The organism is Grimontia sedimenti (genome assembly GCF_011045095.1).
In the GTDB taxonomy this organism is placed as follows: domain Bacteria; phylum Pseudomonadota; class Gammaproteobacteria; order Enterobacterales; family Vibrionaceae; genus Enterovibrio; species Enterovibrio sedimenti.
On sequence record NZ_JAALDL010000001.1, the window covers coordinates 55,604 to 68,294 of the forward strand.

The window sequence follows — 12,691 nt, forward strand, 5'->3', positions numbered from 1 at the left end:
TCGAGCAGGAAGCTCCGGCAAAGAAGCTTCCCTGTTTTTCGAGTATTCCACCGAAATGCGTTTTCGTTAGCGCACCGACCAGTGATTTGACGAAACCTCAATTTCCCAAAGCGGCATATTCGCCATCCTGTATGGGGTGTATGTCACTTCCTTGTTGACCGCCAGCACCTTGTTAGGGGTGGGAACGAACAGCATGTAGCCGCTGTTGTAGACGTGTCGCATGATCTTTTCCGCGACGCGGTCGAACTCTGGCGTGCCGACTGACTCTCTGAACATTTCGTCGATAAACCCGTCCAGCTTGCTATCAGGGAAGATGGTGCTCCAGTAGTTGTGTGTACGATAGACGAGGAACGCTGACCAAGGGTGGTTGTAGTACCAGTCGTCGTCACCCCACACCAGTAAATCCCACTCTTTGGTATTCTTTCTCGCGTTGGTTGCGAGCAGTTGTCCAAACACGTCCTTTTCACTGGATGTGATATCAAAGTTCAGCTTCACGCCGACTTTACGCAGATCGCGGTCGATACCTTTCCAGATGTACATGAAGCGGTCCTGGGTGTAGACATTCAGCTCCAGACCATCGAGCTTGGCCTTGAGGTCATCACGGATAGATTTAGGATCCTGTACTTCTGAATAGGCTTTGAGGTTTTGGACCACCTTGTCGACGCCCGGATAAAGCGGAGCTGCCAACGTAGGTTTGATCTGACCTTCGCCTCGGTAGTACTTGTTGAGGAGTCTTCGTTGGTCGATGGCTTTGTTTAGCGCGACGCGCACTTCCTCATCCATCAAACGTTCGTTGCCGTTTCTAAGATTCATGTGAATGGCAATGTTGTCGGTGGACGGCGCTGTGACCAGTTTTGAATAACGGGAATTGGATACCCGATCTTTCTCAGAGACCGGAATAGGCATGATATCCAACTGACCTTCTTTGTCGGAGGCCATCTCCAATGCCACCTTGCTATCCAGTTCGGTGTAAACCGTGACTGTTTCGATTTTCGGGTATTCAGGGTTCCAGTAGTTTGGATTCGCAACCAACACCGCTTTCGGTGTTTGCCTGTCGCCCTCGATGTAGCCTTCTTTAAGAATGTATGGACCTAAACCATAAGGACCAGGCTCGGCGAGGTTAGGACAGGTTGGTTTGCCGTTCCAGCCGTATTTCTCAAGATAAGGTTGGGTGTAGAACTGAATCCAAATGGCATCATTCAGGAACTGACCATATTTTTCTGTCAGGTGAAAGCGGACCGTGTAATCGTCAATTTTTTCTGCGCGGTCGAAAACGCGATCAATTTTGGTGAACAGGAAGGGCGCTTTTTTGAAGTATTCCATGTTCATAATGACCGCATCCGCATTAAACGGGCTGCCATCCTGAAATTTCACACCTTGGCGAAGATCGAACTCATAGGTTTTATCGTCGATTTTTCGGTGCGCCACCGCCATATCATATTCCCACCCTTGCTCGTTATTTGCCGGACGCAACAGCGCGGCATTTATCGAGTGAGAAATATAAATGTACGGAAGGCTGGGAATAAACACTTTGAGGTGTGACCCTTTGACAGGCTCTGCCCACAGAGACATCGGAGCGAAAAGAGCGAGAATTAACATACCTTTCAAAAACGCTTTGACTGTCTTCATTGCAACTACCTTGGCGTTCAAAAAATAAAATGTCGGGGCATCGGTGACCCAGACTGAATAATTGATTTATCAATCAAAAGTGTAGTTAAGCTTTGCCTTAATTTAGAAGCATATGTCTCAATAAATCTCTATAAGTGAAATAACCCTATGAATATTATGAACTAATGTCTGTTTTAAACTTTACCCGTAGGCATTGACTTTATTAGCTAGGGCTAAGAGAGTAGGAGGGCAAATAACGACAAGGAGAAGGTTATGAAAGTGCTTGCTTTCGCAGCGTCAAACAGCAAAACATCCATTAACAAACAACTCGTGAGTTACGCAGTAAGCTTGCTGGCAGATGCTGAAACCGAAGTGTTGGATCTGAATGATTACGAAATGCCACTTTTCAGTGTGGATGTCGAACAGGAGCTGGGAAGCCCTGAAAAGGCACAGCAACTTTTTGCCAAAATCGGTGAAGCGGATGCGGTAGTGGTGTCTTTTGCTGAGCACAATGGCTCGTATTCAGCAGCATACAAAAACATCTTTGATTGGACTTCACGTATCAATCAAAAAGTGTTCCAAGGCAAGAAAATGGTACTGCTTTCAACCTCGCCGGGCCCAGGTGGTGCGAAGAATGTGTTGGCATCCGCAGCGACCTCAATTCCTCACTTCAATGGCGATGTAAAAGCGACGCTGTCTGTGCCTTCGTTCTACGATAATTTTGACGCAGAAGCTGGTAAGTTGAGTGATGAATCTTTAGATGCGCAACTCGCAGAAGCCATGGCTCAGTTAGGATAGAAACTAAGCCTCTGAGTAGAAGGTCAACAGTTGTTACATTGTTGGCCTTTTTTTGTTTCCTCCTTGTTGTTTCCCTCCCCCAAATCTTTGCTCTGAGTCGATGTTTACTGGGCTCGTACAGGTTCCAGTAAGGAACCACTGGCATAATCAAAGCGGCATGGCCGCTGAGCGGCAAAAAGTGGTGAATTTACGGGCAGTTGTACATATAACACCCAGTCCTTTCCACACAAAATAATCAAGTTCCGTCGAGCTATGCCTGCCCATGTGCTTTCTAATAATAACCATGATTTTTGCTCGACTTTTTAGGGTTGAGGGAAGGAGAAAACTATGATCAAACGGAAGTTGTTACTTCCAGCGCTGATTAGCGCAACGCTTCTGGCCGGTTGTGGCGGACAGGAAGCGCAGCAGAAGAATGCGTTCACCCCACTGGTTGCTGTTGAATCAGCAGAGTTGATTGATTACCAGCCTCAGAAAAGTTTTGTCGGTCGTACTGAAGCGATGGAAGATGTTGGCATTGTTCCTCAGGTTTCAGGCTACCTGAAATCGCGCTACTTCAATGAAGGCGAAATGGTAAACACTGGTCAGCTTCTTTACCAAATTGATCCCTCTCTTTATGAAGCGAAAGTCGCCAGTGCAAAAGCCTCTGTCGCACAGGCAAAGGCAGGCGTGACCAATACCAACCTTGATTACGATCGTGGACAGGATTTGTTGCCCCGTGGTGGTATCAGTCAGTCTGAATTTGACCGTTTAACCGCAGTGAAACTGCAGGCAGAAGCCGCACTTAAAGCCGCTGAAGCACAGCTTCAAGCGGCGGAAACTGACCTTTCGCACACCACCATTCGCGCGCCATTTACCGGCCGCATCAGTGAAAGCCGAGCAAGTATTGGTGATCTGGTTTCGCCTTCAACGGGTGTATTGACGACCATCGTCAGCCTTGACCCAATGCAAGCTTCCTTCTCGATGAGTGAAAAAGACCGCCTGCAATCCGGTGCTGATCGAATGTCAGGCCTTGGCAAAGGTCGCAGTGGCGATGTGGAAGTCTGGCTGAAACTCGGCAAAGGCTTCGACTACGAACATGCGGGTCACCTTGATTACCTGGGCAACCGTATCGACACCCAAACCGGTACTATCGCGCTTCGTGCCAAATTCCCTAACCCAGAGCACCGCCTGTTGCCAGGTCAGTACGTGGAAGTGATTGTGAAAGACAAGAACACCACGCCGACGCTGGTTATCCCGCGTTTGTCAGTACAAACCGACCTTGAAGGCGATTTCGTGATGGTGCTGAAAGAGGGCAACATCGTTGAGCGTCGAAACGTCGAGTTGGGTCCTCAAACCGAGCAAGGTGTGATTATTCGCGGTGGTCTGAATGATGGTGAGCAAGTGCTGACCAAAGGTCTGCAACGCGTGCGTAATGGCATGACTGTTCGCCTTGAAGGGCAAGGGGCGTAACCGAATATGTTGAGTCGCTTTTTTATCCAGCGCCCTAAGTTTGCGCTGGTGATATCTATTATTCTGACGCTCGCAGGTGCAATCGCATTGCTTAATCTGCCAGTGGCGGAATATCCGCGCATTAGCCCGCCTTCAGTGAGCGTGACCGCGGTGTATTCCGGTGCGAGTGCAGAAGTCGTTGAACAGGCCATCGCCGACCCGATAGAAACCTCGGTCAACGGCGTGGAAAACATGATCTACATGTCTTCCAAGAGTGCGAACGATGGCTCCTACAACCTGAACGTGACGTTCGATATCGGCACTGACCCAGACATGGCGCAGGTGAACGTGCAGAACCGTGTGGCGCAGATTGAATCAAAGTTGCCACCGGAAGTGCGTCAGGTCGGTGTGACGGTGAAAAAACGTTCCCCAGACCTTCTGATGGTTCTGAACTTCTACTCGCCAGAAGGCAAGTACGATGATCAGTTTCTGGTGAACTACATCAACCTGAACATCAAAGATCAGATCGCGCGTGTTAAAGGCATCAGTGAGGTGAACGTGCTGGGTGGCGGTGAATACGCGATGCGTGTTTGGCTAAACCCAGAGAAGATGGCGAATCTCGGTATCACCACCTCTGATGTGCGTTCGGTGCTTTCTGAGCAAAACGTTCAGGTGGCTGCCGGTGACATCGGCGCGCCGCCATTCAACAACGCACAGGAAATGACCTTCAAGCTGGTCACCAAAGGCCGCTTAGGCTCGGTGGAAGAGTTCGAAGAAGTAGTTGTCCGAGCGAACCCAGACGGCTCTATGGTGTACCTGAAAGACATCGCAGAAGTTTCGCTGGGCAAGAAGTTCTACACAGGTAATGGTCAGTTCCGCGACCAACCGGCTTCTATCGTTATCCTGAACCTGCAATCTGACGCAAACGCGCTGGAAAGTGGTGGTTTGGTGATGGATCGTCTGGAGCAGCTTTCGCAGAACTTCCCAGAAGGCATGACCTACGAAACCAGTTACGACACCACACTGTTTGTTGCTGAGTCCATCAAGGGCGTAGTGAAAACGCTGGTGGAAGCGGTGCTTCTGGTTATCGCGGTTACCTACCTTTTCCTCGGTAGTTTCCGCTCAACACTGATCCCAGTTGTGGCGATTCCGGTTTCCCTGATTGGTACCTTTGCTGTCATGTTGGCAGCCGGCTTTACCATCAACACCGTGACCCTGTTTGGTCTTATCCTCGCTATCGGTATTGTGGTGGATGACGCCATTCTGGTTATCGAAAATGTTGATACCAACATGGCGAAAGACCCATCCCTTACCCCGCGTCAGGCAACCCTGCTGGCGATGAAAGAGGTAACGGGTCCAATTATCACTTCCACACTGGTATTGCTGGCGGTGTTCCTGCCGGTTGCGATGCTGCCGGGTATCACGGGCATCATGTACCGCCAGTTCGCGCTGACCATCTGTATTTCGGTACTGATTTCGTCCATCAACGCACTGACATTGTCTCCGGCCATGTGTTCGCTGGTGCTGCGTCAAGGCGGCGACAACCACGCGCGCTGGTTCAAGGCATTCAACAATGGCCTTGAGAAAGTAACGAACAAATACGGTGCAGCGGCGGGCTTCCTTGTCCGTAAAACCGCGGTGCTGGGTGTGTTGTTTGTAGTCGCAGTCAGTGCTGCAGGCTACTTCGCGAAAACCACCTCGACCGGTTTCGTGCCTCAGGAAGATAAGGGCGTAATGCTGATTAACGTTCAGTTGCCGGATGCCGCTTCTCTGTCCCGTACCGAAGAAGTGACCCGTAAGCTGGGTGAAATCGTAACATCGGAGCCGGGCGTAGATGGCGCGACCGTCGCGAACGGTTATGCGTTCCTGACCGGTGCGGCGGCATCTAACGGTGCGTCGATGTTCGTGAAGCTGAAAGACTGGGAAACCCGTCAGGCGTTGGATGGCGATCATTCCTCGTTCGACATCATTAACCGCATTAACGTGAAAGCGGCGATGCAGTTGCCAGAGGCGATCATCTTTGCGATGGGTCCTCCAGCGGTGCCAGGCATGGGTCCTGCTTCAGGCTTCGAGTTTGTACTTGAAGATACCCTAGGCCGTAGCCGTGGCGATCTGGCGATGGTGATGCAGCAACTGATGCAGAAAGCCAACGAACAGCCGGAAATCGCGCGTACCTTCAGTACGTTCCGCGCAAACGTACCGCACTTCTACATCGACATTGATCGTGAGAAAGCGAAACAACTAGGCATTCCGCTCTCTGAAATCTTCACCACACTACAGGGCAACCTGGCAGGTATGTATGTGAATGATTTCAGCCTGTTCGGTAAAAACTACCGCGTGACGATTCAGGCAGATGGTGATTACCGAAACGATCTGGACTCCATGGGACGCTTCCACGTGCGTTCAACGTCGGGCCAGATGATCCCACTCAGCACTCTGATTGATGTTGAGCAGGTGTTTGAGCCAGACGTCGCATGGCGTTACAACATGTACCGTTCAGCGGTGATTCAAGGCTCGCCGGCGCCGGGTTACTCATCCGGAGACGCGATTGCTGCGATGGAGCGTGTTGCCGCAGAAATGCTGCCACAGGGCTACCAGTACGAATGGACAGGCATGGCTTACCAAGAGAAACAAGCAGGTAACCTGGCTATCTACGCGTTCGCACTGGCACTGATCTTTATCTATCTGTTCATGGTGGCGCAGTATGAGAGTTGGAGCATTCCGCTGGCAATTATCCTGGTGGTTCCGGTGGCAACGCTGGGCTCCTTCCTGGCGCTGGCAATGACAGGCACACCGCTCAACCTGTACGCACAGATTGGTCTGGTTCTGTTGATTGCATTGGCAGCGAAGAACGCCATCCTGATTGTGGAATTTGGTAAGAACGAGCGTGAACAGAATGAACTGCCGATTGATAAGGCGGCTGTGATGGGCGGTAAGCTGCGCTTCCGCGCGGTGAACATGACGTCCTGGTCATTCATTCTGGGTATTCTGCCGCTGATCTTCGCAAGCGGTGCAGGGCACATCAGCCAGAACTCACTGGGTATCTCGCTGACAGGCGGTCTGCTCTGTGTGCTGCTGGCCGGTACCTTCCTGATCCCTGGATTCTTCGCACTCATCCAGAGGTTGCGTGAGAAGCACCACGGCGGTTCGACCAAATTGGTAGAACTCGAAGACTGATTCTCCGTACGAACAAGAAAGGCACCTTCGGGTGCCTTTTCTTTTTGTGTGAGTTCAGGTGCTATCATTATGAACTTCTAGGGGCTGTTGACCTTTGGTGATTGATTTTTGCAGCAGTTTGTGGGGATTTTATGCAAGGCAGAGGCTTCGATGTGTAGCTAGCCTACATGAGAAGCCGATAACGCAGCAGAAATTCCCCACAAACGCTGCCCGGAGGGTTCGACTGCGATTCCCGTACCCTAAACGTTTTATGCTTTGTTGAGGTGTATTTGCTTAGAATGAATAGGCGGCACACACCTCGCCGTGCCTAAAACGCTTAGGGCTAGAACAAAATTTAACCACCAAAGGTCAACAGCCCCTAATATGAAAGATAGGAGTCCGGCAATCGGGAGTCAGCACGCCGATGGAAAAAGACGAAGAGCAAGAAGAACAGCACCGCAATTTCTTTAGGCTTAGATATAACGAGCCTGAAATGCCTTCTTTCCTGTGGGATGGGGAATCTTTCCGTGTGAGTGAAATTTCAGAGCAGGGGATCCGCATTGAAGTGAAAGCGGATACCCAGATTGTTGATGGGGAAGTGATTGCGGGCATTATTCAATTTGACGATGGTGGCGAGATAGAGATCCAGGGTAAACCACTGAGAAGGGAGGAGGATGAGTTGGTCATCAAACTCCATCATGGGGTCGAACTCAAAATCATGAATAAAGAACAGATTCGAATAAGAAAAAAATACAGTCGGGACTAAAATTGGCTTGCTGCATACTATGGCGCGACTCAACAAAGATCAAAAAGGGGGCATGACGCCCCCTTAACATTTACTTTCGCAACGCTTTGCTAGAAAGCCATCAGACCCTAGTGTTGCGGCAAATCCGGCTTGGGTTTTACCTTCACCAGACTTTCGATAATGCTGATCGCCAAGCCCAGCCAAATCAGACCAAAGCTCACGGTTTTCACGCTATCAAACGTCTCCCCAAATACTGCTACTGCCAGAACAAACTGCAATGAAGGCTCAATGTACTGCATAAAGCCAATCATCGACATTTGCGCATACTTTACCGCTTCAGAGAAGAAGAACAGCGGCAACAAAGTCACTGGCGCAGCGCCAAGGTAAAGCAGCAGAGTCGATATATCACCGGATATAGCCACGCTGGTACCTGAGCCCATCTTGTACGCCATGTAGATTGCCGCAATCGGCAGAAGCACAATGGTTTCCACCAACAGGCTTGAAATCGCATCATATTTCACATGACGCTTACACCAGCCATACAACGCAAAACCCACCGCCATCAGCAAAGCAGCAACAGGCAGCTCACCGTATTGCCAGATTTGATAACTCAACCCCAAGGTGCCGAAAACGACAGCGGCTTTCTGCCCCAAAGAGAGCTTTTCATTAAACGCCACCACACCCAGTGCAATCACCAGAAGTGGGTTAATGAAATAGCCAAGACTCGCATCCAACACGCGATCGTTGGTCATCGCCCATGTAAACGCACTCCAAGAGACACACATCATGACAGAGGCGATGCCCGCAAAGAGAAACGAGCGCTTGTCGGCAATCAACGCTGCCCAGTTCGGCGACTTGGCTTTGCGCAGTTGAAGCACCAAAAGTAAAAACGGCAACGACGCGAGAATACGAAGTGCCAACAGCTCATCCATGGCTGCGTTAGGCAAAAATTGGTAATAGAGCGGCATTGCGCCCCACAACAGGAAGGCAACAGCCGCCATCACGTTACCAAAACGTGTTGGACTCATAGATAAATACCTGGATGAAAAGTGGTCAGAGGATGCGCGATTGTATAGCGAGATCTGGATTTGTAAAGTGACTAAGGTGAAAGAATAACGCGTTAGGTTGTGGATTTATCTGGACGTATAGAAATGGTGAATTTTTGGATGTTTTCAATGGTTGAAAGAGCAGCTATCTGAAGGGATTGGCGAAATAATTTAACATTAAAAGTTGAGTGTTTTACTCGGAAATTTTGGTCATTACAAAGCGTTCAGCCTGTCACTTTTAATTGCTTGGTAGCCGTTGATACAGAATCCGTTTCTAATCCTGTTCTTAGTCCCTTCTCCTTTCGAAGCTGAAGGTTAGGATAGGGGATTGGTTCTTAGCCCTTTTTGTTTCTTATACGAGAAATAAATATCTGGTTTTTTAACGAAATAGCTTTGATTTGAATTTCGAAAAATTGTTGGGGTAATTAGGACTAAGCCACTTTTTCGATAATTTTGCTGTTGGTAATTTTTAGAAATCTTAAAGAACAAAAAATTAGTATGAATGACTCTTTTTGGTCGTTAGTGACGAAAACCATTAGTACACATATAAAACCCTTCTATTTGTGGGTGTAATTTTATTATTTACCCTAATCAAATTAGTGCACTTGGTCTCAATTTTTACAAGCTGGTTCCGTTTTTCATTGCCCGTGATTTACACTAATTATGCTCTGCATATGGTCGGTTTTTTTTTAAAGTAATGTGGCTTTTGACTAATTAAGAAGGCCTTTTTAAGGAATTGGTTAGCTGCTAGGGAACATAATGCGGATATCGTCTTTAATAAGAGTTATCAGGTCGCATTTTTACCGCTTTAGCTTATCAATATTTTATTAATGGAATACAAGGATGAAATATTGTGAGAGCTTTTAATCTTACAATATGCTAGATAGTTAGGTGGTTATTTATGGGAGTTTCATTAGCTGGTATTGCTTTTCGAGTGGGGCATGAAGGTACAGGTGTTGAAAACTTAGTTGAGAGCTTGTGTCAAACTGATGTGAAGGAAATTCCTTGGCCTCGCTCTAATGAGTTTGATATACGCAATACTAACGATGTAATGGTACAACGTTTCGAAGATGTGGTGTTTGTTTTTAATGGAAGTATTGTTGATAAACTTCTATTCGATAACGACCAATCTGTGGCTCAACATATTTATCATGCAATTGGAGAGCCTAGCGAGTTTATCGCATTCTGTAACTATGACTCAGGTGGTAGCTATGGTTTTGCTATAGTAGAAAATGGTGATGTCTCCAGAATGAGAGTTCAAGTTTCAGGCGATTTCCCCCCCTGCTTTGACTACGGAAGCTTATCTGAAGAAGAGATGCTTTGGCATGGAGCAAAAGTTAAGTTTTATGATTCAGAGGGTAATCTCTACAAAAAAGCATCCCTACTTGATCGTGTTGCCAACTTTCTGCTTTCTAAAAATAATAAGGTAGAAGAACGGCTGTTTAAAGTCTATTGTAAAGGGGAAGATGAATTACACGATTATGAACTGACAGAAAGAGTTCTCAATGATATTTTAATTAAACGTTACCAATGTTGCCCTTGGAATACTGAAGAGGATCTTAGCCAATACTTTTTTAAAGGCTCAAAAACTTTGTCTGAAATTAGTGGTATTTCTGCTGATTTTCGTGTTGAGTATGATTTTAGTGCGTGTCGAGAAACTTCAATAAATATTAATTATCAGCATTATGAGTGTGAACTGAAATTCGATAATTTAGATCGGAATGTTAATGTTTATATGGAGTTTCTAGATGATAAAGGTAAGCCAGTTAAAGGTGGGGATAAAGTGGCTGAGATAGGTGCTGCGACTATTTGGCTGAGATTTGACTTTTACCGAGAGCAATTGGAATTCTTGGATGTAGGCTCTAAAGCTAAAGTTTACTATCGCCATCGCGATGAATATTTAGGAGAAGTTTGTGTGGATGAAATATTAGATTTACGCAAAAATATTGGACTGGATAAACTTTTACAACTTTCATAAGCTCTATCTAAAAGCAACACCAACGCTTGAAATTTAAACAATACATTTTTCATGTTTGGTGTGTTGTAATACGCCATTTCCAAAAGAACCAAGCCCCATCTAACTTCCCCCTTGAAAAGGGGGAAGAACTAAGAGCCAAACCCCAGCCTTAACCTTCAATTCCTCTAAAACCCACACTCCGCCCCAAACGTCATTCGCTCATGCGTATACGGATGGTCAAACGATAACTGCTCAGCATGCAGGTGGAGGCGTGTATCCGGCTCTCCATAAAGTACATCGCCAACCATAGGCATATTTAACCCCTTCGAATGTGCACAGTGGACGCGGAGCTGGTGGGTTCGGCCGGTTTTTGGGTGCATGTAGAGTTTGCTGCGATCGTTTTTCACTTCAATCAACTGCCAATAAGTGGTCGCAGGTTTGCCGTGTTCAAAACACACCAACTGGCGCGGTCTATCGTCTGGATCGCCACGCATCGGTAAGTTAATCTCCCCCTGTTCTTGCTCAATCACACCTTCCACCATGGCGATATAGCGTTTTTCCACTCCTCGGGTGATGAATTGCTTTTGTAGGCTTTTGTTTGCGCGACGGGTGAGGGCGAATACCAACAAACCAGACGTCGCCTGATCCAATCTATGAAGCACAAAAGGGCCTTCTACATCCGGGAACATTTCAATCACGCGGGTGTAGGCGGAATCTTTAATCGTCTTGCCCGGCACGGAAAGCATGCCCGAGGGTTTGTTGACCACAACAATCGCTTCGTCCTGATAAACCACTTCCAGCGTTTTATCTTCTGCCCAGTTTTGTTCAAGTGGATTTGGGTCAACCGTTAAGCCTTCGAGCATGTGCCCAAGAATGGGATGACACTTTCCGTGGCAAGAAGGGTAGAACTTTTTGTGCTGACGCACTTCGGATTTTGGCGATACACCCCACCAAAACTCCGCCATTGCCAACGGTGTGTAGCCGTGTTTGTAAGCGAAGTGAAGAAGCTTAGGTGCAGCACATTCACCGGCACCCGCTGGAGGCGTTGGATTGGTGGTGGGCGCGAAGATTGCTTTGAGTGACTTCTCTTCGCCAAGCGCATTGAGGAAACGGTATTGCTCAAACAACTTGTTCTGGAGGGCGTTCGAGAGCGTTTTACGTTGCTGTTTGGCGTGCTCGATATCTGTGGTTAATGCGCTGAGCTGTGATTCGATAGCTTGGATCTTTTCGTCCCACGCCATTTTCAGGTATTTAAGCGTGTTCTTCTCTGCCACGCTTTGCTTTGCCAGTTCGTCCAATGCGGCTTTCAGGGCATCACCTGTTAAGGTTTCTTCCGCCAGTTTTCGTTCTTGTTTTCGGGTGGCGCGGCCTTCAATCATTCGCTGGCGTTGTTGCTGTTCTTCTGCCTCGTATTCGATCTGCATTTGCGCAAGTTGAGCACCCAACTGCTCTAACAAAGGATTGGCAGAAAGTGTCGAGACTTGGGTATTTAGCTCAGTGATTGCTTCCAGCTCGGTTCTGAAGAAACACTCCTCCGCCAGCATATCGAACACAGGTGGAACAAAGCGAGGCAGTAAGTTTTGGTCAGCAATTTTTCCGGAGAAGGCACTGAAATAGCCCAGTTCGCCTTGTGGTGATCGCACCAGCAGCACACCAAACATTTTGCCTGTGCCTTCGGCAGACTCTTCAAGTCTTGGAGCCTGTGTTTCATCCAATCCGAAGTCATGTTGCCAATCTGTCTGCCTTGCGAGGTGTTGTTGCAGTTGATCTGCCGCCAGTACACAAAGCGGATGTGGCTGATAGTAAAAGGGAAAGGTAAATGCACCTGGCAGTTCGAACTGCTCTGTCTCGCCTTGAAAGCGGGTGAACAATTCTTCAGGGGTAAACAGCATTTCTTGGTGCATGGTCTTCATCTATCAGTGCCTTGGTTGGGGGCGTGATTTTACCTGTTTA

At 47.9% G+C, this 12,691-nt stretch carries 8 protein-coding genes; 5 read left to right on the plus strand and 3 right to left on the minus strand.

Features of this window, described 5'->3' with window-relative positions:
- Positions 1–66 precede the first annotated feature (66 nt).
- Positions 67–1,629, minus strand: a complete 1,563-nt coding sequence (locus tag G5S52_RS00260; protein WP_165011294.1) for an ABC transporter substrate-binding protein — start codon at positions 1,627–1,629, stop codon at positions 67–69.
- 252 nt (positions 1,630–1,881) lie between these two features.
- Between G5S52_RS00260 and G5S52_RS00265 the strand changes: the two genes are divergently transcribed.
- The 4 genes from G5S52_RS00265 (at position 1,882) to G5S52_RS00280 (ending at position 7,756) form a co-directional block, all read left to right on the plus strand.
- Positions 1,882–2,406 carry an NADPH-dependent FMN reductase gene (locus G5S52_RS00265; protein WP_165011295.1) on the plus strand — a complete coding sequence of 175 codons (525 nt, stop codon included), beginning with the start codon at positions 1,882–1,884 and terminating at the stop codon, positions 2,404–2,406.
- Positions 2,407–2,733: 327 nt separating this feature from the next.
- Positions 2,734–3,855 (plus strand): efflux RND transporter periplasmic adaptor subunit, encoded by a 1,122-nt coding sequence (locus G5S52_RS00270; RefSeq protein WP_165011296.1) that lies wholly within the window; start codon positions 2,734–2,736, stop codon positions 3,853–3,855.
- A gap of 6 nt (positions 3,856–3,861) precedes the next feature.
- On the plus strand, positions 3,862–7,011 hold the full coding sequence (locus tag G5S52_RS00275) for an efflux RND transporter permease subunit (RefSeq protein ID WP_165011297.1): 3,150 nt from the start codon (positions 3,862–3,864) through the stop codon (positions 7,009–7,011).
- Positions 7,012–7,414: 403 nt separating this feature from the next.
- On the plus strand, positions 7,415–7,756 hold the full coding sequence (locus G5S52_RS00280) for a PilZ domain-containing protein (protein WP_165011298.1): 342 nt from the start codon (positions 7,415–7,417) through the stop codon (positions 7,754–7,756).
- A gap of 107 nt (positions 7,757–7,863) precedes the next feature.
- On the opposite strand, the gene rarD is transcribed toward G5S52_RS00280, so the two are convergent.
- Positions 7,864–8,763 carry an EamA family transporter RarD gene (gene rarD / locus G5S52_RS00285; protein WP_165011299.1) on the minus strand — a complete coding sequence of 300 codons (900 nt, stop codon included), beginning with the start codon at positions 8,761–8,763 and terminating at the stop codon, positions 7,864–7,866.
- Between the two features lie 919 nt (positions 8,764–9,682).
- Between rarD and G5S52_RS00290 the strand changes: the two genes are divergently transcribed.
- A complete protein-coding gene (locus tag G5S52_RS00290) occupies positions 9,683–10,759 on the plus strand; it encodes a hypothetical protein (RefSeq protein ID WP_165011300.1) in 1,077 nt (358 codons plus the stop codon).
- A 164-nt stretch (positions 10,760–10,923) separates the two neighbouring features.
- On the opposite strand, the gene G5S52_RS00295 is transcribed toward G5S52_RS00290, so the two are convergent.
- A complete protein-coding gene (locus tag G5S52_RS00295; protein WP_165011691.1) occupies positions 10,924–12,642 on the minus strand; it encodes an RluA family pseudouridine synthase in 1,719 nt (572 codons plus the stop codon).
- Positions 12,643–12,691 lie beyond the last annotated feature (49 nt).